The sequence below is a fragment of the Serratia sp. GW822-FHT06E05 genome (assembly GCF_058799445.1).
The window spans coordinates 125,390-151,255 of record NZ_JBXALM010000006.1 but is presented as its reverse complement, the minus strand read 5'-3'; the positions used below and the strand labels follow the sequence as shown (position 1 = coordinate 151,255).

Below are 25,866 nucleotides of genomic sequence, written 5' to 3'. Positions count from 1 at the left end.
GACTATACTGAGAAAGCATGTTCCTGCCTGCTGTGAACCCACGCCAGATCTTACTGGCGCTAAAAACAGGATGTTCACGCTCTCCCAGCGGTTTCACCGGCTGTCCTTTGGGTCAGATGTAAGGAGCTTTTGTGTGAAAGAAATACTAATCAATTGGTTAAAAAAACAACGTAAAAATTCGAAAATTAAATCATTGCCGCTGCGGCGTCAAAAAGACGCTCCTGACAACAGCGGCGGTGCCATTAAGGCAGAACTGTTTTCTGTCGATCAAATGGAGCGTTACGGGCAACGCCTGGCGCGTTCCCATAAGCTGGCAACGCGCAAAACGCCCTACTACCTGCTGAAGCGTCTGGACGACAACGAACGCATTTTGGCGGAAAGCTGCCACCAGCTCAGCAACGGCAAGAAAGCCAGCATGACTCCCGCCGGCGAATGGCTGCTGGACAATTACTATCTGATTGAAGAACAAATCCGCGTTGTGCGCCACCACTTGCCGAAAACCTTCGGTCGCGGTCTGCCGCAGCTGGCGCCGCCACATAACTGTCCGCGGATCTATGACGTGGCTGCCGAAGCCATCGCGCACGGTGACGGCCACTGGGACGCCGAAAGCCTCACGCGGTATATCGCCGCCTATCAAAAAGAAGTCAATCTGACGCTCGGCGAACTCTGGGCGCTGCCCGGCATGCTGCGCCTGGCGTTGATCGAAAACCTGCGCCGCGTCAGCGTGGAAGTCGCGCAGGCCCAGCAGGAACGCAATCTGGCCGACAGCTGGGTGACGAAAATGCTGGAGTCGGCGGAAAACGATCCCGCCAACCTGATCGTGGTGATCGCCGATATGGCGCGATCCAATCCCCCACGCACCAGCGCCTTTGTTGCCGAGCTGGTGCGCCGTCTGCAGGGGCACGGTACCATGCTGGCGCTACCACTCACCTGGGTAGAGCAGCGTCTGGCGGAAGTCAGCCTGACCTCTGATGAATTGATCCACCGCTTTAACCAGCAACTGGCCGTCAGCCAGCTGTCGGTCAGCAACAGCATCTCCGGCCTGCGCCAGCTAAGCGAAATGGATTGGGCAGAATTTGTCGAAACCATGAGCCAGGTAGAACAGACCCTGCGTGAAGATCCCGCCGGGGTTTATCCGTTAATGCATTTCACAACCCGCGACAACTACCGCCACGTGATCGAAATGCTGGCGCGCCACTGTCCGCACAATGAAGTGCAGGTCGCTCAACACGTGCTTAATATGGCGCGCGTAGCGGCTGAAGACCCGTCCAGCGATCCACGCCGCAATCACATCGGTTACTACCTGGTTGACGATGGTCGCCCCGAGCTGGAACAGCAATTAGAGGTAAAACTCGGACGCATTACCCAATTGCGCCATGCGCTCAGTCAGGCGCCGCTGCTTTCCTGGCTCGGCAGCCTAAGCCTGATCACCACCGCATTTTGCGCGGAACTGCTGCGTCACGCATACAGCACCGGCATCAGTTGGGGACTGGTGCTGCTGTTCTTCCCCATGGCTATCGTGGTCAGCCAGTTCGTGCTCAATTTACTCAGCGAGGTCACTACCCGCAGCCGCACGCCGCAACCCTTGCCGCGGTTAGATTTCTCCTGCGGTATTCCCGCTGAATTCCGCACCCTGGTAGCGATCCCGACGTTAATCGACAGCAAAAGCGGCGTCGATAAACTGATCAATGCGCTTGAGGTTTGTTATCTGGGCAACGCGATGAAACATTTGCACTTTGCCCTGCTCACCGACTTCAACGATGCGCCCCAACAACGGCATGCGGACGACGCAGCCCTGCTGGATTACGCCTGCCGACAGATGGAAGCATTGAACGGACGCTATCCCTGCGAAGGGCCCAGCCACTTTTTCCTGTTTCACCGCGACCGCGAATGGAATGAAAAACAGGGAGTATGGATGGGGTTGGAACGAAAACGCGGCAAACTGAATGCGCTCAACGACTGGCTGCGCAACCGAGGTAACGCCTTCTGCACGCAGATTGGCGATGGGCTGGAGGTGCTGAAAAACGTCAAGTATGTCATTACGCTCGACAGCGATACCGTCCTGCCACGCGAAAGCGCCCATCAGCTGATCGCTGCGATGGCGCACCCGCTCAATCAGCCCCAGTACGATGCGCGCCAGCAACGGGTGGTTGAAGGCTATGCCATTTTGCAACCGCGCATGGCCGAAGAAATCCCCAGCTACGGCCAGGGCCGTTATGCCGCCCTGTGCAGCAGCACGCCGGGTAATGACCCCTATACGCTGATGGCCTCGGATATCTATCAGGATCTGTTTGGCGAAGGCTCGTTTATCGGCAAAGGCATTTACGACGTGGACGTGTTCTCCCACAGCCTGAAAGGCACCTGCCCGGCGAACCTGGTACTGAGCCACGATCTGCTGGAGGGCTGTTACGCCCGCTCCGGCCTGCTGAGCGACGTGCTGCTGTACGAGCAATATCCCAGCAATTATCTGGTGGACGTCGCACGCCGCACGCGCTGGATCCGCGGCGACTGGCAATTGCTCAACTGGCTTCTGCCACGGGTGAAAACCGAGGACGGTACCCGCACCGCCAATCCGCTGAGCACCCTGTCGCGCTGGAAGTTGTTCGATAACCTGCGCCGCAGCCTGGCTGCCCCCAGCCTGTTGCTGTTACTGTTTTGCGGTTTTGTCTGGCTGCCAAACACACGTTACTGGCTCGGGGTGTTCGCCCTTATCCTGCTGCTACCGACCCTGTTGGCGTTGGTGCAGGACATCCTGCGTAAACCGCCGCGCAGGCCCGTCTTGCAACATCTGCTGTTGGCGTTAAACGGTTCGCTGCATCGCCTGGCACAAATCGGACTGCGGCTGGCGACTTTGCCGCATGAAGCGCTGTACAGCCTGAAAGCGATTGCCGTGACCCTGTGGCGACTGTTGATTAGCAAGCGCAATCTGCAAGAGTGGACCAGCTACGATCAATCCAAGGCTCGCCAGCAGGTCACGCTGGAAAACTTCTATCGCGCGATGTGGATCAACCCGGTCGCCGGTGCCGCACTGCTGTTGTTCAGTTTCCTGCATAATCCAATGGCGCTGTTTATCACACTACCATTCGCCACCTTGTGGATCCTGTCGCCGTTCCTGCTGTACTACCTCAGCCAGGAACCGCAGCGCAGCAAAACCGCCATCAACGATGAACAACGGCGCTTTCTGCGCCAAACCAGCCGCCAAACCTGGGACTTCTTCAATACCTTCGTCAACCAGCAGGAAAACTGGCTGCCGCCGGATAACTACCAGGAAATACCGGAGCCGGTGGTGGCGCACCGTACCTCACCGACCAATATCGGGCTGTCGTTATTGGCCAACCTCACCGCCTATGATTTCGGCTATCTGACGCTCAGCGACGCGCTGCGGCGCATCGAACTGACGCTCAACACTCTGGATCGGCTGGAACACTATCGTGGCCATTTGTACAACTGGTACGACACCCGCACCCTGGAGCCGCTGAACCCGCGTTATATCTCCAGCGTCGACAGCGGTAACCTGGCCGGTCACCTGCTGACGCTCAGCGCCGGCTTGCCGGCACTGGCCCACCAGCCGGCCATAGATCCGCTGCGGGTACTGACCGGTCTTGGTGACAGCCTGCAACTGCTGGAACTGCACTGGGGCGACGCCGCACCGAAAAACCTGTCGAAGCTGCGCAACCATTGGGAGCAGGCCCACCACAGCCACCCGGCAGCTCTGCTGGCAGAACTGAACGCCATGCGCAACTACAGCAACGGGCTGCAGGAACCGGCGCTAAATCATGATGAGGAAACCAAACGCTGGGCCGGAGCCTTGCACCAGCAGCTTAACGAACTGTGTGCCGAATGGGCGCAGTGGTTCGGCTGGCTGAGTGACGGCATGCCCGAACTGGAGCAGGTGCCCAGCCTGCACTGGCTGGCTAACCCGCCGGGCCAGTTGACGCTGTCACCGGAACAGCAAAATCAGCTGAGCGCGGCGGGTGCGCTGGCGCAGGAACGTCTTACGCAGTTGCAAAGCCTGCAGCAGCGGTTGGAAAAAATGGCGCAAATGGATTTCAACTTCCTGTATGACGAATCAACCCATTTGCTGACCGTTGGCTTTAACTGCGATCAAAACAAGATGGACAGCAGTAAATACGACCTGCTGGCCTCCGAGATTCGTTTAACCAACTACGTCGCCATCGCCACCAATCAGGTGCCGCAGCGCAGCTGGTTCGCACTTGGCCGCCTGTTCACCGTGATCGACCACGAACCCGCGCTGATGTCGTGGAGTGGGTCGATGTTTGAGTACCTGATGCCGCAGTTGGTGATGCCCGCCTACCCTGATTCACTGCTGGTGCAGATGTGCCATGCGGCGGTGGAGCGGCAGATTGCCTGGGGTAAGGAACGCGGCGTTCCCTGGGGCATTTCCGAATCCGGCTACTTCGGTTTCGACGCCGACCAAAACTATCAGTATCACGCCTTTGGCGTTCCGGGTCTGGGCCTGCGACGCGGGCTGGGTGACGATATGGTGGTGGCGCCTTACGCCACGGTGATGGCGCTGATTGTCGATCCGGACGCCGCTTGCAATAACCTGGTTACGTTGGAGAAAAATGGGGCCAAAGGCCGCTACGGTTTCTACGAAGCGCTGGATTACACCACCGCTCGCCTAAGCCGGGGGCAACTGTATGTCATCATCCGTTCCTATATGGCGCACCACCAGGGCATGAGCTTCCTTGCCCTGTCGCATCTGTTGCTGGATGCGCCTATGGTAGCGCGCTTCGCTGAGTATCCGGCGTTCCAGTCAGCGCGGCTGTTGCTGCAGGAACGGGTGCCGGATGCGGTCGAGCTGTACAGCACCCGTCGCCATTTCGAAACCCACGAGGGGACTATCACCCCGGCCAGCTTCGCCGCACGCGAGTTCAACCGTGTGGACTCCCCGATTCCCGAAGTGCAGTTGCTGTCCAACGCCAACTATCACCTGATGCTCACCCAGGCCGGCGGCAGCTACAGCCGCTGGCAGAATCTGGCCTTGACCCGCTGGCGCGAAGACGCCACCTGCGATAACTGGGGCGCTTTCTGTTACCTGCGCGATCCGCAAACCGGTGAGGTCTGGAGCAATACCTGGCAGCCGATCGGTGGTGCCGCCAAGGGGTACAGCGCCGTGTTCAACGACGCCGGGGCCGAGTTCCAGCGTCAGCAAGGGTCGCTGTCGGTGAAAACGCAGGTGGTGGTATCGCCGGAAGATGATATTGAGCTGCGCCGCGTAACGTTGGTCAACCGCAGCAAGCAACCGCGCACCATCGAAATCACCAGCTATGCAGAAGTGGTGCTGGCACCGGCCGGCAATGATCTGGCCCACCCGGCGTTCAGCAACCTGTTCGTACAAACCGAGCTGTTGCCGGATCAAGACGCCATTTTGTGCCACCGCCGCCCGCGCGAACCGAAAGAAAAATGCCCGTGGTTACTGCACATGATGACGGTGCAAGGCCGCACCAGCCAGACGTCGTTCGAAACCGATCGCGCCAAATTTATCGGCCGCGGCCGCACCCCGGCCAATCCGCAGGCGCTGTATCAAAATACCCCGCTAAGCAACAGCGCCGGACCGGTCATTGATCCGATCATCGCTATCCGTCAGCGCGTGGTGCTGGAACCAAATGTACCGCTCACACTGGATATCTTCTATGGCGTCAGTGAAGACCGCGCCAGCAGCCTGGCGATGCTGGAAAAATACCGCGATCGCCATTTGGCAGACCGGGTGTTTGAACTGGCCTGGTCGCACAGCCAGGTGGTACTGCGTCAACTGAACGCCAATGAGGATGACGCCAACCTGTTCAATCGTCTGGCCAGCGCGGTGGTCTTCCCGGCGCAGGAAATGCGCGCCGCCAGCAGCGAAATCATTAACAACCGCCGTGGCCAGTCTGGGCTGTGGGGATATTCAATCTCCGGCGATCTGCCGATTGTGCTGCTGACCGTGACCGACGGCGAAAACATCGAGCTGGTTCGGCAACTGATCCAGGCGCACAACTACTGGCGTCTGAAAGGGTTGCAGGTGGATCTGGTGATCCTCAACGAGGACATTGGCGGCTACCGTCAGGATCTGCAGAACCAGATCATGGGCCTGATCGCCGCCGGCATGGAATCGACCCAAACCGATAAGCCGGGCGGCATCTTCGTACGCACCAGCGAACATATGTCACCGGAAGATCATCGTCTGCTGCTCAGCGTCGCGCGTATTTACCTCGACGATCGACGCGGCGGTTTAACCGAGCAGCTCAACCAGCGCCTGCAGTTGCCGCAGATCCTGCAGCAACCGCTGTCGCCGGTGACCGCCTCGTCGAAACTGGCGACGGTGGATAATTTGCCGCGCAACCTGCATTCGCCGCAGTTGCCCGACATTGCCGCGCTGCAGTTCTATAACGGCCTCGGCGGCTTCTCGGAGAATGGCCGCGAATATGTGATTGCGATGAACGAAAGCAAGATCACCCCGGCGCCCTGGTCGAACGTGATGGCCAACCCGATGTTCGGCTCGGTGGTTTCGGAAAGCGGCCAGGCCTACACCTGGTACGAAAACGCCCACGAATACCGTCTCACGCCTTGGGACAACGATCCCATCTGTGACCGCAGCGGCGAAGCTTTCTACCTGCGCGACGAAGAGAGCGGCCATTTCTGGTCGCCAACCCCGCTGCCCGCCCGGGGCCGTGGCCATTACCTGACCCGTCACGGTTTCGGCTACAGCGTTTTCGATCACCGCGAAAGCGGCATCGACAGCCAGTTCACCCTGCTGGTGGCCAAAGATGCCCCGGTAAAACTGTTCCTGCTGACGCTGACCAACACCTCAGGACGCACCCGCAAGCTCTCGGCTACCGGTTATGTGGAGTTTATCCTCGGCGATCTGCGGCAAAAGTCGGCCATGCATATCGTCACCCAGGCGGCTTCGTCTGAAAACGGCTGCGGTATCCTGGCGACCAACCACTATGGGGGCAACGGATCGGATCGCACCGCGTTCTTCGGCGTCTCGGGTGCGCATTGTTCGCTCACTGGCGACCGGCGTGAATTTATCGGTCGTAATGGTTCGCTGACCAATCCGGCGGTGCTAAAACTGCGGCGCCTGTCTGACAAAGTCGGCGCCGGTATGGATCCGTGCGGCGCGGTGCAGTCGGCCATCAGCCTGATCGACGGCGATCAACGCAGCTTTGTGTTCGCCCTCGGGTTGGGGCAAAACGCCGAAGAAGCCGAAGCGCTGCTGCACAAATACCTCCAGGAGGACAACCTGCAGGATGAGTTGCAACAGATGGCTGCGCACTGGGACGGTATTCTCAACAAAGTGCAGATAGGGACGCCGCAACCGGCCGTCGATTTACTGGCCAATGGCTGGCTGCTGTACCAGACCCTTGCCTGCCGTATTCAGGCGCGCAGCGGTTACTACCAATCCGGCGGTGCCTTTGGCTTCCGCGATCAACTGCAGGATACTTTGGCACTGACTCATGCCGCCCCGGAACGGCTGCGGGAACAGATCCTGCTGTGCGCTTCGCGCCAGTTCGTCGAAGGCGACGTGCAACACTGGTGGCATCCGCCGCAGGGCAACGGCGTGCGCACCCGCTGTTCGGATGATTATTTGTGGTTGCCGCTGGCCATTTGCCACTATCTGGACGCCACCGACGATCAGAGCATCCTGGATGAACAGGTGGGCTATCTGGAGGCGCGCAAACTGGCACCCGGCGAGGAGTCTTCCTATGAACAACCGGCGCAGAGCGTAACGCAAGAAACCTTGTATCAGCATGGCGTCCGGGCGTTAAAACACGGATTGAACTTCGGCGAACACGGTCTGCCGCTGATGGGAGCCGGTGACTGGAACGACGGCATGAATATGGTGGGCCTGGAGGGACGTGGCGAGAGCGTCTGGCTTGGCTTCTTCCTGTTCCATATCCTGCAGCGTTACGGCAAGTTGGCAACCACGCGTCATGACGACGAACTGGCGACGCTGTGCCGCCAACAGGCCGAGACGCTGCGCAATAATCTGCGTGACCATGCCTGGGACGGCGAATGGTACCGTCGGGGCTATTTCGACAGCGGGGAACCGCTGGGCTCTCATCAGTCGGCGGAGTGCCGTATTGACGCCATTGCCCAAAGTTGGTCAGTGCTGTCCGGTGCCGGTGATGAGCCGCGCAGCCTGCAAGCCATGCAGTCGCTGGATAAACACCTGGTCGACAACCAGGCCGGCCTGATCAAACTGCTGACGCCGCCTTTTGACGGCAACGGCCCGAATCCGGGCTATATCCGCGGCTATCTGCCTGGCGTGCGGGAAAACGGCGGACAATATACCCATGGCGCGGTGTGGGCGGTGATGGCCTTCGCCGAAATGGGCAATATCGAGCGCGCCTGGGAACTGATGGCGCTGATCAACCCGATCAACCACAGCCTGGACAGTACCGCGGCGGAACGCTACAAGGTCGAGCCGTATGTGGTTACCGCCGATATTTACGCGGTGGCGCCGCACGTCGGTCGCGGCGGCTGGAGCTGGTATACCGGCTCTGCCGGTTGGATGTATCGGCTGATCCTCGAGTCACTGCTGGGTCTGAAACGCCATGGCGATCGGCTGAGCGTCAACACCCGCCTGCCGGCAGACTGGCCACAGGTGACGCTTAACTACCGGGAGGGTAGCAGCGAATATCGGTTGATTGTCCGTCAGGGGCAAGGCGCGGCGCAGGTCAGCGTCGACGGTGAAAAACAGTCGGAAGCCGTGATAACGCTGGTAGACGATGGCAAAATCCATCAGGTGGAAGTGACATTGGGGCAGTAAATATCGGGGCGCGGCGGGTGCCGCGCCCAACGTCTATACCAAAAATAATTCGAGTTGCTTGTAGGCGGCAACTGAGCAAAGCCCCAGGAGCTTACTCAAGATCGATCCTGGGGTGAGTGGCAAATCTGCCGGGAGCAGATTTGAACGTTGCTTGCAGCGGCCCCGTAAGGGGTGAGGCCCAAGGATGGGCCGAATAGTGCAGCCAACACCCAAGCAGCTTGAAGTATGACGGGTATACAGGCCGTTATTTACGCGCCAGCAACAAGCCCAGTACCAGGCCAACCGTGGCACCGATCCCTACGCTGCACCAGGGGTTTTCACGCACGTATCCGTCGGTTCGGCAAACGGCGTCCTTGGCGCGCGCATAGTAGGACTCGGTGGTGTCAGCCAACCGCGACTTGACCTCACTCAATGCCTCTTCGGCATGAGCTTTGATATCGATATAGGCCTGATCGGCACGATCGCCGGAGTACTTCAACACTTCTTCCAGCGTGTCGCTCAGCATTCTCAGATCGTCATCGAGCGTGGTTTGATCCGCATCCGTATTTCTCGCCATGGTAAGTTCTCCGTGTTTAAAAAATGAAACGGCCCTTAACTATAGACAAGGATCGCCGATCCCCGCCATCAGACTGATGGCTAAAATCAGAACACCAGTTGGACTTTGGCAGCTCGACTCTTGTCACCGGCAAACGTCAGCGCCTCAGCCAGTTGACGATTGTCGAACTCGGCGGACAGCAGCGGCAGCGGATTGACTGTCCCCTCGGCCAGCCACGTCACCGCCAAGGCGAACTCTTCAACAAACCGGAAGGATCCCAGCAGATTCAGCTCTTTGGCGATCAACAGCATCAGCGGGAAATCCGGGAAGCTGCTTCCCATACCGACTTGCACCACCGTCCCCTTGGCGCGGGTGACCTCCAGACAACGCTGCAACGACAGTGGATGGCCGGAGACTTCAAAAGCGATATCAAAGTCCCCTTTTTCCTGCTGATAGCTGCTGAAATCGTCATTGCCGGCGTGCAGACAGCGGGATGCCCCCATATCTCCGGCGATATCCAGGCAACGCGGGCTGAGATCGGCGCAGACAATTTCGTCGGCGCCCAACGCCTTCAGCGCCGCCACCAGCAGGCAGCCTATCGGGCCGACGCCGGACACAAACACCTTTTTCCCTTTCACTTCACCGGGCTGCCTGGCGGCATGTATCGCCACCGCCAGCGGCCCGGCAAAAACCATCACCTTCTCGTCGCAGTTGGCGTCGAACGCAATGCATTGCGCGCTATCAACCACCTTGTACTGGGTAAAAGCGCCGTCAACATGTGGGAAGTACATCGCGCTGCCGAAAAAGCGCATTTGAGTACATTGGTTTTGTTGATCCGCCAGGCAATACTTACACTGCCCGCAGGGCTTGCTGGGGTTTAACGCCACTTTCTGGCCCACGGGCAGACGAGCCGTGTCGCTGGCGACCACTTCGCCGATCACCTCATGGCCCAGCACCATCGGCTGACGCACCTGAAAACTGCCGACTTTACCCTCCTGATAATAATGCAGGTCTGATCCGCAGATGCCACCACGGGTGATTTTCACCAGCGTGCCGTGGCCCTGGTACTCAACCTCCTGCTCCACTACCGCCACGTCATATTTGCCGTTGACCACGCAGGATTGGGTTTGAATTTTCATCATCATATTCTCATAAGCAGACGGCTATACCGCGGCCGACATTCCGCCATCGACAAACAGCAGGTGACCATTGACAAAATCAGAGGCTTTGGACGACAGGAACACCGCCGCGCCAATCAACTCCTGCGGATCGCCCCAACGGGCAGCCGGGGTACGCTTGGTCAGCCAGGCGGTAAACTCTTGGTTGTCCGCCAGTGCCTGAGTCATTTCGGTTTTGAAGTAGCCCGGGGCAATACCATTGACCTGAATGTTGTAGCGCGCCAGCTCTACGCACATGCCGCGCGTGAGCATTTTCACCGCCCCTTTGGAAGCGGCATAGGGGGTGATGGTGTCGCGGCCCAGTTCGCTCTGCATCGAGCCGATATTGATGATTTTACCGCTTTGACGCTGCACCATATGGCGGGCTACGGCTTGTGACACCATAAATACCGCCTTCTGGTTGACGGCAATAATGTCGTCCCAGTCTTTTTCCGGGAATTCGGTAAACGGGTGGCGACGCTGTATGCCCGCGTTGTTAATCAACACATCGATCCCACCGCTTTGCGCCTCAATTTTCTCAATAGCGGCATGAATGGCCTGAGAGTTAGTGACATCAAAGGCCGCTGCATCGGCGCGGAAGCCCTCACGGCGCAGTGCTTCAACGGCTCGCTGGGCGTTTTCTTCGGTGGTCGCATTGACCAAGATGTGAGCGCCGTACTCCGCCAGCCCACGCGCCAGCAGAAAACCAATGCCCCGAGAAGCGCCGGTAATCAGTACTTTTTTATTATCCAGTGAAAATAAGTTGTTCATAACGTCCCCGGCAGTGTCATTCAGATAAGACAGGTGCCTATCTCAGCGGATCGCCGCCGGCAAAAACGTGATGACGATCACTTAAAACAGTGTTACTAAAACCTGTTACCTTTAACGTGAAGCCACGCAATCTCGCGGGAAACAAACTCAACACATTTCATTGAAAAATAAGATTTTTATACTTTATGTCGTCGATTGTTATCACTAAATCGATTTGTTAACATGGCGTTATTCGCGATTTCGCCGCCCCACCCTGTTAAGGCCTCAGAATGAAGAACCAACGCGTCACGCTGCAAGATATTGCGCTGCTCGCCGGCGTGACCAAAATGACCGTCAGCCGCTATCTGCGAACGCCGGAAAAGGTGGCGGCCGAAACCGCCGAGAAAATTGCCCAGGTGATGAAGGAAGTTAACTTTACCGACGGCGATGAAGCACGCTCAACGCAAAAGCCGCGCATTGGCGTTTTGATCCCCTCGTTCAACAACCAAATTTTCGCCGATCTGCTGGCCGGAATCGAATCCATCACTCTGGAACAGGGCTACCAAACGCTGGTAGTGAACTATGACTACAGTCGGCAGCGCGAAGAAGAGCATATCGTCCAACTGCTGGCTTACCCGATTGCCGGGCTGATCCTGACGGATTCGGAGCATACTCTGCGGGCGGAAAAGTACCTGACGGCCGCCAAAATCCCGGTGGCGCAGGTGATGGATCTGGAAGGTCCGGAAGGAAGGATCGCCGTGGGGTTCGATAACTTCCAGGCGGGTTACGACATGACCGAAGCGCTGCTGGCCAGCGGTAAACGTCAGGTGGTTTATTTTGGCGCCATGTCCGATGCGCGCGACACTAAACGTTTTCAGGGCTACTGCCGGGCGATGGAAAAACAGGGCCTGACACCGCGCCAAATCACACCGCACCGTGTTTCGTCGGTGACGGTCGGCTCCGATATGCTGGCCATGGCACGGCAGCTTTACCCGGATTTGGACGGTATCTTATGCACCAATGACGATCTGGCCGTTGGGGTCTTACAGGAGTGTCTGCGGCTGGGGCTGCGGGTTCCGCAGGATATCGCTTTGTCGGGATTTCACGGCCTGGATATCGGCAAAGCCACCACGCCGGGCATCGCCAGCGTTATTACACCCAGGTTTGATATCGGCAAGGTGGCCACAGAGATCTTGTTGAAACGCATTAAAGGGGTGCCGTGCATTGAGCGCGTTGATCTGCACTACCGCATCTCACTCGGCGGCACCATTTAACTCAGCGGTTAACATGTTCGGTAACAGCGGCCGCCGGTTTCGGTTTTTCGCTGCGCGCCGCCAGCCACAGGCCGCTGTTTTTCATCGCGTAGCCAAACACTAATCCCACCAACAGGGAAAGGGTCACCAGAGACCAATTGCCGCCGCCGGCGAAGGTGGCGCAAGCGCCGATAAAGGTGCCGGGCACAAAACCCAGCCACTGCTGCTTTGCCTGAATGCACATCAGAAAAGCCACCGCGCCGGTCAGCAGATAACCGAGCAGGCTCCAGCCGGGCGCCAGCTCACTGCCGTGAATGATCGCCATCGCCCAAAATACCCCGCTGCAGCAGGTCAGTGTGCTGATCAACAACCCTTTCAGCCCCCCCTGCGGGCAAGCAAAATAGGCCGTACAGCCCAGGAAACCGGCCCAACTGATCAGCCCCAGGCTAACAGCCACCCATCCCCACACGCCGGAGAGGATCCCGGTAGTCACAGCAATGGCAAAAAGAACGTTCATAAACTGACCCGCAGCAAAGAAAGCGCGCAGTTTACGCGAAAATCGGCAAATTCAAGTGATGTAAATCACAAAAATTTTGTAATGAGAAATACTGAAATTGCAGAATTGAGGAATTTGTCACAAAAAAAACCAGCGTGACTAGCACGCTGGAAATGACACACAACAACACCAGGGAAATCGTTCGCCACCTTGCGTGGCTAAAATCGTTGTTCAGCTACCCTGCGAATTTCACGTTGCCGACGGACAACCTGAAACTCGGCGGGTATCAGCGCGGGAAACCCGCGCGGGTCACCATGAAGCTCAAAGATAAGCAAACCACGGCACTGACCAGAAATAACAGATTGACCGCCAGATGCAGGCTGGCATGGTCGATAACCGCCCCCAGCAGGATCGGAACCCAGTTGGCGATATAGGCGATTACGTAAAACAGTGAAATCAGTCTCGCATGGCTGGCCTTCGGTGAAATCAGGTTCACCAAGGTGGCACTGCCGACAAAAATCGCCCCGTAGGCGTAACCGGCAATCACCATACCGGCACTGGCCAGAGCCAGCGAGTGGATCTGAATCGCCTCGGCGAACACCACCACTGACAGCGCCTGCGCCAGACAGCCAAACATCAGCGAATGGCGCGCATTAACGCGACGGCTCAGGATCTGGCTAATACCGGCAATCACCAGATAAACCGCAATCACATAGCCGTAAACGCCCCGGCTGTGCATGCCCAACAGCTTTTCCGATACGCTTGGCCCTATCGCCAGAATACTGGCAGCCACTGCCCAGCAGATGAACAACGCGCCAGCACACAGGAAGAACTTGCCTCCGGTAGCGCGCAGGCCATCCGCCAACGAACTTTTTTCTGCCGCGGCTTCTGCTGCCGGTGCCCCACTGAGGGGTACCGCAACGGCTTCAACCGGCCATTTCAGCATCACGCCCAGTGCGGCAACTGCCGCCACCGCCATGATGATAATGAACGGCAGCGAAGTCGTGTGGAACCCGGTTTGCAGCGCCACGCCGCTGAAAATCGGCCCCAAAGCCAGACCGGTGGTGAATGACAGCGTGGCAATCAGCGCCGCATTTTTACCGCCGTCCTTCGGCCCAAAACGCACCAGCGCAATGTTAGCCGCACCGGTCAAAGCCCCGGTGCCGATCCCGGCCAGCAGACGCGCCATAAACATCATCAAAAACGAATCGGCCATCGAAAACAGCAAGGCCCCGGCCAACACCACCAGCAGCGCCGGTACAATCATGCTGCGCAGATCTTTGACCTTGCCGGCCATGTTGCCCACGCCGAACAGCGAAATCAGCACGCCGGCGGCATAGGCGCCATAAATGACGGTCAGGCTGACCGAGCTTAGCGCCAACTCATGTTGATAAAGCGGGTAAAGCGGTGTCGGCGCACTGCTGTTCAGCAATGCTGACATCAATGCCAGGGCTAAAAACAGCAGGATGGCAAAATGCGACTCACCCAACTTCGCTTTAGCGGCTTCATCAACAGCCACACCTTCAGACATTTTTCTCTCCCGAAACAATCTGGATAAACACCTAACCCTGAAAACCAAACTCCTCAGGAAACGCGTTTATCATACCTTTCGGGTATAACGGTCAAAATAGCCAAGAATGCATCATAGTGATTCATTAATGCATTTGCACTGACGCCCGCCAGCGCTTAATGCCGTGCTCTTTACACCGCCGCTGCCTTCGAGGTTTTTGCCGGAGCGCGTTTCACTATCGCCAACGCACCGGAGAAAATAATCAGCGCCATGCCGCCCGCAGCAATGTAGGACAGCTTCTCGCCAAACAACAGATAGCCGAGCAGCGTGGAGAAAATGATGGTGCTATAGGAAAGAATGCTGACAATCACCGCATTGCCGCTGCCGTAGGCGCGGGTCATGGTGATTTGCCCCAGGCTGCCGAACACACCGATGGCGCAAACGCACAGCATCATGGCGCTGTCCAACGCGGTAAACCCCACCACAGTGGTCATCATGCCGCCCACCAGGGTGCCCACCAACGAGAAGTAAAACACCACTCGCAGTTCGGGTTCGCCACTGCGCACCAGCTTACCGACGTTAAAATAGGCCAGCGCGGTCAGCAGGCCGGAAAGCAGGCCAATCAGGGTCGCGGCATACTCGCCGTTCGGCGTATCGGGGCGCAGCAGCACCAAAATGCCGATAAAACCCAGCAGTACCGAGAACAGCAGCTTGCCTGTCAGCTGGCCTTTGCTAGTGACAAAGGCAATCGCCGACTGAAAGATAGGATTCGTGTAGCCCAACGTGGTGGCCGTGGCGATCGGCAGATGGATTAGTGAGTAGAAACCGCAGTACATCGCCGCATTGCCAATGGCGGCGCGTTTCATGTGCAACCCCAAATGCTGGGTGCGGAAACCGAGATTTTTCACATGGATCAGCGCGGCAACGATCAGGACGTTGATGACAGAGCGGTAAAAAATGATGTCGAAAAAACCGACCTTGGCCGAAGCCAGTTTGATGCTGGCCCCCATCAACGCAAAGAACCCGCTGGCGACGACCATCCACAAAGCAACCATGATTTCCTCGGTATATCACCCCAACGGGCGACAAAATAAAACGGGGCGAATTGATTCGCCCCCTACGGCTAATGCAGTCAACAGCGCCGCAGCTTGAAAAACGGCGGGAATATTATTCGGCAGCTTTCACCGTCAGCGGTTTATTATCAGCGCAGGCGAAGAATACCAGCATCTCAGCGCCTTTATCACCAGAAACCCCTTGGTGAACGATATCTACCGTGTCGGTAAAGGAGTCGCCCTGCTTAAAGGTGTGTTTCACGCCGGTTTTCTTGACCGTCAGCGAAACGCTGCCCCCGGTCATATACACCGCGCTGATGCACGGGTGAGTATGCCAGGCGAGCACCTTGTTCGGTTCCACCGTGACCTTCAACATGGTGATCTGCGGAGCGCCGGCCGGATAATGCTGGTACGGCGTCCCCTCCCATGAGGTTTCGGTTTTCAGCAAGGTTTCTTTGTTTATGCCTTCGCCGTGATCCTCTGCGGCCTGTGCAGCGCCTTGAAATGCCATCATTAATGCCAGAAGTGTCAGTTTATACATTGTTATCGCTCCATGACTACGGTGAACAAAATAGAATGGCGTGATACAAAGGACAATGAATGACGACTCCTGGAATCTGGGGTTACGCCTTTACAAGCCTTTGATACGCTGCTCGTATTCTACGATGCTCTCGGCATAGTATCGATTAGGCGCCACATGATTTCCTACCAACACTTCTATCAGGAAAGGCCCCTCGTGCTCAGCCGCGGCGGTCAGCGCTTCGTCCAGTTCCTCCAGCGTCGCCGCTTTGGCGGAGGCAACCCCCAGGCTGTTGGCGAAGGCCTTCCAGTCATGGTTCGGCAACGCGGTATAGTCCGCAGATACCCCACGGTTTTGCAAGGTGTCGATGTGCATCGCTCCGTGAGCGCAGTTGTTCATCACCACAAAGGTCATTTTGACCTGATAACGGGCGGCCGTCTGGATCTCGATGCCGTGCATCAGCATGCAGCCGTCGCCGGTGACCACCACGCAGTCGCGGTGCGGCGCTGCCAGTTTGATGCCAATGCCGGCGCAAATCGCCCAGCCCATCGGCGCCAGGGAGCTTGAGGTATGGTAATCGCCCCGGCCGCTGGCCTGCCAGTGGTGCGCCATAAAGATACGGTGTGCGCCGGAATCGACCACCACGTTGGTGTCCTGATTCATACGGCTGCGGATGCGTTTGATGGCGTCGCCGGGGTACATGTTGGCCTCACCCTCGGCAAGACGCACCTGCAAATCGGGCCGTTGCTGCTCCAGCGGCAGTTGACCCACCTGCTCCAGCCAGCCGTTACGCAAGCGCTTAATACTGTTCAGGTGCGCGTCATCGTCGCTGACCGCATCCAGCAGGTGGTGCAACGAGCCGGTCAGGCTGGAGAAAATCTGCATATCCGGTTGATAATGCGAGCTGACCTTATCGAAATCCTCGTCAATCACCACCAACGTTTTGGTGCCGTGCAGTCGCGGATTCCAGTTCAGGCTATCGCGTTGGCTCAGATCGCAACCCAGCACCAGCAGCACATCCACTTCATCGCCATTGATGGTTTCCACCGCCCGGGTATGACCGGCAAAACCGTACAACCCCAGCGCCAGCTCGTGCCCTTCGGGAAACGCGCCCTTGCCGGACAGCGTAGTGGCAACCGGCAGACGGTATTTCTCCGCCAGGCGCAGCAACAGGGCGGCATCCAGCGGATTATTCATGCGGTTACCCACCAGGCAGGCGACGTTCAGCCCGCGCAGCAGATAGTCATCCAGCACCTGATCCAATGCCTGTGGGTCGATGGCGGCCTCTCGGCACTGCGGCGTGCGTGGCGGGCTAACTTCGTGACCGCCGGCCACCTCTTTCTTTTGCATATCGACCGGTACGCTGAGATAGGTGCGACCTTTTCGCTGAGTGTTCAGGAAGGACAGACTGCGCCGCAGTTCGTGCTGCAACGTGAGATTATTTTTCACTTCTATCGCAGCGGAAAGCAGCGGTTTGACGATAGTCAGCTCATCGATGCCACTATTGCTGCCGTCCTGGAAGGCACCCTGCGCTTCATGATAAGTGGCAATGCCGCCGGCCAGATACAACACCGGAATTTTGTCGGCCTGCGCCGCCGCCATCGCCGGCAGGAAATTCATGGTGCCGGGACCGGAGATGCCCAGACAAACGCCAAACTTGCGGCTGGCGCGGGCATAACCGTCCGCCATAAAGCCGCAGGCGGTTTCATGGGCGCCGACGATGCCGGCAATGCCTGAATGTTCAATGGATTTTATCAATGGGTACACCAGCTTGCCGGGTACCAGGAATATGTGCTGAATGCCGCGAGCTTCGAGACTCTGGATAATCGCATCAGCGTTGCTTTGCGTTGCCGCTTTCGCACCGGGGGTTGCAATAACTCTGACACCGTCCGCAGTTGCCAGTGCTACGGGGGTGTATAACTTCTCTGCGTGAGACTCCATTTTCAATGTCCAGTCGTGGTGGGCCAACCTAGATTCAGAGTCGATCCCACCAGGCGATTAGCCCACAGAGACAGGCTCTCATGCGCGTCTGCTTACGCGTTCAGGGTAACATTGGCACAAAATGTGCGCCAGATCACAGCATAAACGTTGATAAGCATAAAGATTGTCGGGTAAAAATAAAGATGCAAAACTGCTTCACGTTGATGCATTTATTCATATCCTGAAACATAATTAATAATTATGATACGTGGGCCTCATTTGCAGCCAAAACCAGAGCCGGTACGGTTGCGCAATAATGAACACAGACAAGACCGATAAGCCTGCACAAAGGAAATGGCATGATGAATTGGGATGATGCACGCTTCTTCCTGGCGGTCGCACGCTGCGGCACTTTACGAAAAGCCGCCAATGAACTACACGTCGACCAAGCCACCGTCGGACGGCGTATTACCGCTTTTGAAGAGAGCCTGGGATCCAAACTGTTTATCCGTACGCCAAAATCGTTCTCCCTCAGTCCGTTGGGAGAGGAAATGCTGGCGGACGTGATGAACATGGAGAACTCGGTGCAGGCGATTGGCCGCAAAGCCACCAGTGGCGACGACAGCCTGTGCGGTAACGTACGCATCGCCACCACCGATACCATGGCCGAGGCTTTTGTCATCCCGGCGCTGAAGGCGCTGCGAGAGCAATACCCGTTAATCACTGTCACCATGCTGACGGCGGTCAATATCTCTGATATTTCGTACCGTGGCGCAGATCTGGCGATCCGCGGCGCCCGTCCCGAATCCGATGAGCTGATTATCAAACGCATGGCCACCATAGAAATGGGGCTGTATGCGACGCAGGACTATCTCGACAAACACGGCATGCCGACCAAGGGCGACCATCTGCGGGGTCATGACCTGCTGATGTTCCCGCGAGAACTGGTGCCCCGTCACTGGAACAACTTCTGTGGCGAAACACTGATCGATCCTAACGTGGTGCTGCAGTGCAATTCGCAGTTGTTGCTGCGTTCGGCAACGCGCAATGGTCTGGGGATTGGCCTGCTGTCCTCGTTCCTGGCGGATAAGGACCCGGACCTGGTGCGAATTTTCCCGGAAAACAAAGACTGGGTAGATATCTGGCTGGTGCTGCATCCTGACCTGCAGCGTGCCGCCAGGGTGCGTGCCGTAGTCCAGGCGCTGGAAACCTCATTTACAAATAATCCCGGCTGACCCCCCTACTCAGGGGTCAGGGTGACTTACCCTGCCCCTCTTATCCCGTTTCACCACATTGTCATGATTAGATAAAAAGCTTATTATCTAATTAACGCACAGGACGTGCCCCCACTGTCGAGGGAATGATGGCAAAGGTTAACTGGTCGCGCAAAGCAGTTAAACAATTGATGATGCTACCTACTCAGGATCGCTCAGCCATTAGAGACAAGGTCGGGCTGTTAAGCGCGTTTCCGGCCGCCAGACTGGATATCAAAAAATTGCATGGTGCTGACAGCCAATTTCGCCTGCGCGTCGGCAGCTATCGCATTATTTTTGAGATGAGTGATGGTGAACCTATTGTCTGTCTGATCCAACAAGTGAAGCGTAGAACGTCGACAACTTACTAAACCGCGTTGAGCTGAAATTTATAATCCGAGGTATGCCAGATGGCGAAGTTACAATATATCCATGATGAATCAGGCAAGCCGCTGTACGTGATATTGCCTCTCGATGAATATAAAAAGCTGGTAGGCCGGCAAGATGACTATGAGTCTGTTCCCTATCATAGCGATGCGCACGATGATGAAACTGTTCCTCATGAAGTGGTCTCTATCATGCTGGATCAGAACATCAGTCTGATAGCCGCATGGCGAATTTTCCGCGGCTTCTCGCAGTACGATGTGGCGACAAGACTGGGGACTACCCAATCTGCCGTTTCTCAGTGGGAAGCCATTGACTCTAAACCGCAAAAAAAAACCCGGGAAAAACTGGCAGAGTTATACCGCTGTAGCCCGTCGCAGATGATGCTCTAATCCGTTCCCCACGCCATAAAAAAAGGTCGCCGAAGCGACCTTTTTTACTGCCCTGATGCCCATCAGAACATCGGTTGTGCCATCTGTACCAGCGTAATCAGCGGCTGCGGATAAACACCCAGCAACAGCACCAACGCGGCGGAGATCAGCACCACTACGCCGCCTGCGGTCAACGCCCAGTTATTTGGGGTATCGCGCTGCAGCGCTTCCGGCGCGCTGAGGAACAGGCTGACGGTGACGCGCAGGTAGTAGTACAAACCAATGGCGCTACCCAGCACCACGGCGCCGGTCAACCACCACAGGTGAGCGCTGACGCCCATTGCGATCACGAAGAACTTACCGATAAAGCCCAGGGTCATCGGGATACCGGCCAGTGACAGCATCATCACCGTCATGACGGCGGACAGAATGGGCTTATGCCAGAACAGACCGCGGTAGGAGAACAGTGAATCTGCATCCGGACCACGGTACGGGCTGGACATCAGGCTGACCACGCCGAACGCGCCCAGGCTGCTGAACAGGTAACCTGCCAGGTAAACCCCGGCGGTTTCCAGCGACAGCTGGTGGGTTTGCACCGCAATCAGCGCCACCAGCAGATAACCCAGGTGGGCAATCGACGAGTAACCCAGCAGACGCTTGATGTTGGTCTGGCTGATGGCCATCAGGTTGCCGAACAGAATCGAACAAACGGCAATGATCGACAGCACCATGCGCAGCGCTTCGTTGTCGGCAGCAGGCGCATACAGGAACAGACGCATAACGACCGCAAAGATAGCAATCTTGCTGGCGGTGGCCAGGAAGGTTGAAACCGGCGCAGGCGCCCCCTGATACACATCCGGCGTCCACAGTTGGAACGGCACCAGCGACAGCTTGAAGCCCAGACCGACAATCATCATGCCCATACCGGCCAGGATCAGCGGCTGGTGCATCATGTTTTCTTGCAGGCTCTTGCCCAGGCCAGCCAGCGACAGGTCACCGGACTCCGCATACAGCAGCGCCATACCGAACAGCAGGAAGGACGACGCCGCGGCGGACAGCAGCATGTACTTGATGGCCGCTTCCAGCGGTCGCTTCTGGCGGTAGGCGTAGCCCACCAGACCAAACAGCGGCAGCGAGATCAGTTCAATACCGAGGAACAGCGAGGCCAGATGGTTGGCGCTCGCCAGCAGAATGCCACCCAGGGTAGCAATCAGCACCAGCAGGTAGAACTCTTCGCGGTTGTCCGGGTAGCCGACCAGCCACGGATAGGCAAAGGTACAGGTCGCCAGACTCGCCAGTATCACCAGCCCGGTATAGAACATCGAGTAGCCGTCAACCCGCAGCAGCGGGGTGACATCCATTGGGCCTGCCTGGCCGACAAAGTACAGCGAAAGCAGCGCCAGGTTTAGCCCGATCACGGTCAAGGTGGCGTTGATAAAGTGGTCGCGTCGCCACGCAATGCCTAGCATCACAACCACCACCGTCAATCCGACGATCAACAGCGGCAACAGTGCGATCAGTTGTTGAGGAGTTATTGTCATGGCGAATTACGGCCTTGTTGTTGAAATTGCTGAAACTGACGAACCAAACCAGTGTTGCACGTTGCTCATCGCCGCATTAGAAGTGTCCAGAATCGGTTGTGGGTAGAACCCCAACAGAACCAGCAACACCACCAACAGCAGAATGATGAACAGCTCACGCGCGGTCATGCCCGGCAAAGGTTGGTCAGACTTGGCTTTGCCGTAGTAGGCACGCTGCATCATGATCAACGAGTAAACCGAAGCAAACACCAGACCGAAGGTAGAAATCACGGTGATCACCGGCACAACCTGATAGCTGCCGAACAGGATCATGAATTCACCGACGAAGTTACCGGTACCCGGCATCCCCAACGTAGCCACCGCGAAGAACAGCGACAGCGCAGGGATGTATTTGATACGCCCCCACAGGCCGCCCATTTCACGCATGTCGCGAGTGTGCAGACGTTCGTACAACTGGCCACAGATGATGAACATACCGGCCGCAGACAGGCCGTGTGCAATCATCTGGATCACTGCCCCCTGGTAAGCCAGTTGGCTGCCGGTGTAGATGGCGATCAGGACGAAGCCCATATGGGAAACCGAGGTGTAAGCGATCAGACGCTTGATATCGGTCTGCGCAAACGCCATCCAGGCGCCGTAGAAGATACCGATAACACCCAGCCACATGGCGATTGGCGCGAACTCATGCGAAGCTTCCGGGAACAGCGGCAGGCTGAAGCGCAACAGGCCATAGGCCGCGGTCTTCAGCAAGATCCCCGCCAGGTCGACAGAACCTGCGGTAGGAGCCTGGCTGTGCGCATCCGGCAACCAGCCGTGCAACGGCACCACCGGCATTTTCACCGCGAAGGCAATGAAGAAGCCCAGCATCAACAGGTATTGCACGTTGTGCGACATTGGCGTTTGCAGCAGGTCTTCGTAATCGAAGGTCCACACGCCGGTCGCGTTATAGTGCACAAACACCAGGCCCATAATGGCAATCAGCATCACCAGACCGCTGGCCTGGGTATAGATGAAGAACTTGGTAGCCGCAGTGATGCGGGTTTTCCCGTCCGACGCCTTGTGACCCCAGAGTGCGATCAGGAAGTACATCGGCACCAACATCATTTCCCAGAAGAAGAAGAACAGGAACATGTCGATGGCGAGGAACACGCCGATAACCCCACCCAGGATCCACAGCAGGTTCAGGTGGAAGAAGCCCTGGTATTTCTGGATTTCACGCCAGGAACAGAGGATAGCCAACACGCCCAGCAGGCCGGTCAGCACGACCATCAGCAGTGAAAGTCCGTCCAGCGCCAGGTGGATGGAAATGCCAAAGCGTGGGATCCACGGCAGCAGGAATTCAGACTGCCACTGCGGAATGCCTTTCGGCGTAGTCAACGTGTAGCCGCCCTGCATCCACAGATGCAGAGAAAGCGCCAATGTCAGCCCCATTGCGATCAACGCAATCCAGCGCGGCACCTTAGTACCGAAGCGCTCAAACTGCCAGCACAGCAGACCGCCAATAAAGGGGATAAGAATTAGCCAAGGTAATAGCATGGCGTTTTGTGTCCCTTATACGAATAATTTCAAACTTTGTACGTAGCGCCTGCCCTGCAGAGCGCTACGCCCGAAAAATGCGTCTGTTTAAATTATTCAATTAAACCAAAATCAACAGAGCCAATACGACCACTGCACCCACACCCATAGACGCTATATACCAACGCACCTGACCGTTCTCGCTCACTGTCAGACCACGGTTCCCCCAGCGGGAGAAAATGGCCGGCAAGTTCATCATCGAGTTCAGCGGATCACGTTGCAGCAACTTCGCAATACCCAGGTACGGCTTGACGAATACTTTGTCGTACAGCCAGTCGAAGCCCCAGGCATGGAACCACCAGGTAGAGAAGAAACGTCCCGGTGCGCTATTGGCGATGCGGGTAACCAGGGTACGTTTGCCCAGCCACAGCGCCGCCGCTAACAGGATGCCAACAATAGCCACTACGCCGGAGGTAATCTCCAACTGCAGCACGCTACCGTGCGCCAGCTCGGTGGTATCTGGTAGTACGCCCTGCAGTGGCGGAACAATCATCGCGCCAACGAAGGTGGACAGCACCAGCAGTACCAACAGCGGCAGGTGGTGAGTGATGCCTTTACCGGCATGCGCTTTGATTTTCTCTTCGCCATGGAACACGATGAAAATCATACGGAAGGTGTACAGCGAGGTCATGAACGCACCGACCAGGCCGGCAATCATCAGGTTGATGTGGCCGTTGGCCATCGCACCCGCCAGGATCTCATCCTTACTGAAGAAGCCTGCGGTGATCAGCGGCAGTGCCGACAGCGCAGCGCCCCCCACCAGGAAGCAGACGTAAACCAGTGGAATGCTCTTGCGCAGGCCGCCCATCTTGAAGATGTTCTGCTCGTGATGGCAAGCCAGGATCACTGAACCGGAGGAGAGGAACAGCAGCGCCTTGAAGAACGCATGGGTCATCAGATGGAAGATTGCTGCATCCCACGCCTGCACACCCAACGCCAGGAACATGTAACCAATCTGGCTCATGGTGGAGTAGGCAAGTACGCGTTTGATGTCAGTCTGTACCAGCGCGGCAAAGCCAGCCAGCACCAGGGTCACTGCCCCGATAATGCCCACCAGATGCAACACTTCCGGCGCCATCAGGAACAGGCCGTGCGTACGGGCAATCAGGTAAACGCCCGCGGTCACCATGGTCGCCGCGTGGATCAGTGCGGAAACCGGGGTTGGACCCGCCATGGCGTCTGCCAGCCAGGTCTGCAACGGCAGCTGCGCTGATTTACCGACCGCGCCACCCAGCAACATCAGGGTAGCCCAGGTGATCGCCGTATCGCCGACCGCCAGTTTTTGCGGTGCCAGGATCATCAGTTCGCGGATGTTCAGCGTGCCCAGCTCGTTGTAGAGGATGAACAGCGCGAACGCCAGGAACACGTCGCCGACGCGGGTCACGATGAAGGCTTTCATCGCCGCCGCACCGTTGGCCGGATCCTTGTAGTAGAAGCCGATCAGCAGGTAGCTGCACAGGCCCACGCCTTCCCAGCCCAAGTACATCAGCAACAGGTTGTCTGCCAGTACCAATACCACCATGCTGGCGATAAACAGGTTGGTGTAAGCGAAGAAGCGCGAGTAGCCCTCTTCACCGCGCATGTACCAGGACGCGAACATGTGGATGAAGAAGCCCACGCCGGTGACCACGGACAACATGGTCAACGACAGGCCGTCCAGCGTCAGAGTCACGCCGATATTAAAGTTACCGACGGTCATCCAGTTCCACAGGCTCTGCTCAAACAGCTGCACGCCCGTCGCTTTCTGGGCGAAGAAATCCATCGCCACATGCACCGTGACCAACGCAGCCAGGCCGATAGAGCCTACGCCAATGGTTGCCGAGACGTTCTCAGACCAGCGGCCTCGTGAAAAGGCCAACAGCAGGAACCCGATCAGCGGTAGCAGAATAGTTAAATATAATAGGTTCATCCGCGCATCTCACTGACAGTATCAATATTCAGGGTATGACGGCGACGGTAGAGCTGCAGCAGCAACGCCAGACCGATACTGGCCTCGGCTGCCGCCAAACTGATCGCCAGGATGTACATCACCTGCCCATCCGGTTGGCCCCAGTAACTACCCGCCACGATAAACGCCAATGCTGCGGCGTTGATCATCACTTCCAGACTGATCAGCATAAACAGCAGATTACGACGAACCAGCAACCCGGTCAGACCCAGGACGAACAGGATCGCCGCCAGAATCAGGCCATGTTGAAGAGGGATCATGCTTGCTCCTCCGATTTTCTTCTCGCCATTTCGCCACCGACCGGCGCGTTGCTCAACACCTCACCCGGTTTGTGCTCACGGCCAATGTGGAAGGCAACAACCAGACCTGCCAACAGCAGCATTGAAGCCAGCTCAACCGCCAACACGTAAGGACCGAACAGGCTGATCCCCACGGCTTTGGCGTCTACCATCTCACCGCTGATGCCCTGATCGGACACGCTGCGAATCGCGAAAATCAGCACCGCCAGCAGCAGCAACGACAGCAGGCCCGGGCCGATCCATACCGACGGCTTCAGCCAGTCGCGCTCTTGCTTTTGTACCGCGCTGCCGAGGTTCAACATCATGACCACGAACACGAACAGCACCATGATGGCACCGGCGTAAACGATGATCTCCAACGCCGCTGCGAAGTACGCGCCGAGTGAGAAGAAGACTGCAGAGATCGCCAACAGCGAGACGATCAGATACAGCAACGCATGCACAGGGTTGGTATGCGAGATCACGCGAATGGTCGCGATCACCGCAATCAAACCTGCCAGATAAAAGGCAATTTCCATGCTTGCTG

General features: G+C 57.2%; 18 protein-coding genes. 5 read left to right on the top strand and 13 right to left on the bottom strand.

What is annotated here, in order from left to right; all coding sequences use genetic code 11:
• Positions 1 to 133 precede the first annotated feature (133 nt).
• Entirely contained in the window at positions 134 to 8,776 is an 8,643-nt protein-coding gene (locus AC1RKC_RS15615) for a glycoside hydrolase family 94 protein (protein WP_493092279.1), read from the top strand.
• A gap of 244 nt (positions 8,777 to 9,020) precedes the next feature.
• On the opposite strand, the gene elaB is transcribed toward AC1RKC_RS15615, so the two are convergent.
• The 3 genes from elaB to idnO form a co-directional block, all read right to left on the bottom strand.
• Positions 9,021 to 9,332, bottom strand: coding sequence for a stress response protein ElaB (elaB, locus tag AC1RKC_RS15610; protein WP_020827827.1), 312 nt, complete (start codon positions 9,330 to 9,332; stop codon positions 9,021 to 9,023).
• Positions 9,333 to 9,418: 86 nt separating this feature from the next.
• Entirely contained in the window at positions 9,419 to 10,450 is a 1,032-nt protein-coding gene (idnD, locus tag AC1RKC_RS15605) for an L-idonate 5-dehydrogenase (protein ID WP_493092278.1), read from the bottom strand.
• 24 nt (positions 10,451 to 10,474) lie between these two features.
• Positions 10,475 to 11,239: a gluconate 5-dehydrogenase gene (idnO, locus tag AC1RKC_RS15600; protein ID WP_020827829.1), complete on the bottom strand. Its 765-nt coding sequence runs from the start codon at positions 11,237 to 11,239 to the stop codon at positions 10,475 to 10,477.
• Positions 11,240 to 11,508: 269 nt separating this feature from the next.
• Here idnO and AC1RKC_RS15595 point away from each other — a divergent pair, with 269 nt between their 5' ends.
• Positions 11,509 to 12,492, top strand: a complete 984-nt coding sequence (locus AC1RKC_RS15595; RefSeq protein WP_020827830.1) for a LacI family DNA-binding transcriptional regulator — start codon at positions 11,509 to 11,511, stop codon at positions 12,490 to 12,492.
• 1 nt (position 12,493) lies between these two features.
• Here AC1RKC_RS15595 and AC1RKC_RS15590 read toward each other — a convergent pair whose 3' ends face one another.
• From AC1RKC_RS15590 to AC1RKC_RS15570, 5 genes are all read right to left on the bottom strand, one after another.
• Positions 12,494 to 12,988 (bottom strand): DUF1097 domain-containing protein, encoded by a 495-nt coding sequence (locus tag AC1RKC_RS15590; protein WP_020827831.1) that lies wholly within the window; start codon positions 12,986 to 12,988, stop codon positions 12,494 to 12,496.
• A 265-nt stretch (positions 12,989 to 13,253) separates the two neighbouring features.
• Entirely contained in the window at positions 13,254 to 14,498 is a 1,245-nt protein-coding gene (locus AC1RKC_RS15585) for an MFS transporter (RefSeq protein ID WP_046373057.1), read from the bottom strand.
• 170 nt (positions 14,499 to 14,668) lie between these two features.
• On the bottom strand, positions 14,669 to 15,532 hold the full coding sequence (locus tag AC1RKC_RS15580; RefSeq protein ID WP_046373056.1) for a DMT family transporter: 864 nt from the start codon (positions 15,530 to 15,532) through the stop codon (positions 14,669 to 14,671).
• Between the two features lie 112 nt (positions 15,533 to 15,644).
• Positions 15,645 to 16,070: a cupin domain-containing protein gene (locus AC1RKC_RS15575; RefSeq protein WP_046373055.1), complete on the bottom strand. Its 426-nt coding sequence runs from the start codon at positions 16,068 to 16,070 to the stop codon at positions 15,645 to 15,647.
• A gap of 90 nt (positions 16,071 to 16,160) precedes the next feature.
• Positions 16,161 to 17,990 carry a thiamine pyrophosphate-binding protein gene (locus tag AC1RKC_RS15570; RefSeq protein WP_116690067.1) on the bottom strand — a complete coding sequence of 610 codons (1,830 nt, stop codon included), beginning with the start codon at positions 17,988 to 17,990 and terminating at the stop codon, positions 16,161 to 16,163.
• Between the two features lie 338 nt (positions 17,991 to 18,328).
• Between AC1RKC_RS15570 and AC1RKC_RS15565 the strand changes: the two genes are divergently transcribed.
• From AC1RKC_RS15565 to AC1RKC_RS15555, 3 genes are all read left to right on the top strand, one after another.
• Positions 18,329 to 19,204, top strand: coding sequence for a LysR family transcriptional regulator (locus AC1RKC_RS15565; RefSeq protein ID WP_020827837.1), 876 nt, complete (start codon positions 18,329 to 18,331; stop codon positions 19,202 to 19,204).
• Positions 19,205 to 19,332: 128 nt separating this feature from the next.
• Positions 19,333 to 19,593, top strand: a complete 261-nt coding sequence (locus AC1RKC_RS15560) for a type II toxin-antitoxin system RelE family toxin (protein WP_046375003.1) — start codon at positions 19,333 to 19,335, stop codon at positions 19,591 to 19,593.
• A gap of 39 nt (positions 19,594 to 19,632) precedes the next feature.
• Entirely contained in the window at positions 19,633 to 19,998 is a 366-nt protein-coding gene (locus AC1RKC_RS15555) for a helix-turn-helix domain-containing protein (RefSeq protein ID WP_046373053.1), read from the top strand.
• A gap of 62 nt (positions 19,999 to 20,060) precedes the next feature.
• Here the strand turns inward: AC1RKC_RS15555 and nuoN are convergent, their stop codons facing one another.
• The 5 genes from nuoN to nuoJ form a co-directional block, all read right to left on the bottom strand.
• Positions 20,061 to 21,518, bottom strand: coding sequence for an NADH-quinone oxidoreductase subunit NuoN (gene nuoN / locus AC1RKC_RS15550; protein WP_044552632.1), 1,458 nt, complete (start codon positions 21,516 to 21,518; stop codon positions 20,061 to 20,063).
• Positions 21,519 to 21,524: 6 nt separating this feature from the next.
• Positions 21,525 to 23,054, bottom strand: a complete 1,530-nt coding sequence (gene nuoM / locus AC1RKC_RS15545; RefSeq protein ID WP_020827841.1) for an NADH-quinone oxidoreductase subunit M — start codon at positions 23,052 to 23,054, stop codon at positions 21,525 to 21,527.
• Between the two features lie 100 nt (positions 23,055 to 23,154).
• Positions 23,155 to 25,002: an NADH-quinone oxidoreductase subunit L gene (gene nuoL / locus AC1RKC_RS15540; RefSeq protein WP_020827842.1), complete on the bottom strand. Its 1,848-nt coding sequence runs from the start codon at positions 25,000 to 25,002 to the stop codon at positions 23,155 to 23,157.
• The gene (gene nuoK, locus AC1RKC_RS15535; protein WP_012146014.1) at positions 24,999 to 25,301 is read right to left on the bottom strand and encodes an NADH-quinone oxidoreductase subunit NuoK; all 303 of its coding nucleotides are present in this window, start codon (positions 25,299 to 25,301) and stop codon (positions 24,999 to 25,001) included. The genes nuoL and nuoK overlap by 4 nt, the downstream gene beginning before the upstream one ends.
• The gene (nuoJ, locus tag AC1RKC_RS15530; RefSeq protein ID WP_020827843.1) at positions 25,298 to 25,858 is read right to left on the bottom strand and encodes an NADH-quinone oxidoreductase subunit J; all 561 of its coding nucleotides are present in this window, start codon (positions 25,856 to 25,858) and stop codon (positions 25,298 to 25,300) included. The genes nuoK and nuoJ overlap by 4 nt, the downstream gene beginning before the upstream one ends.
• Positions 25,859 to 25,866 lie beyond the last annotated feature (8 nt).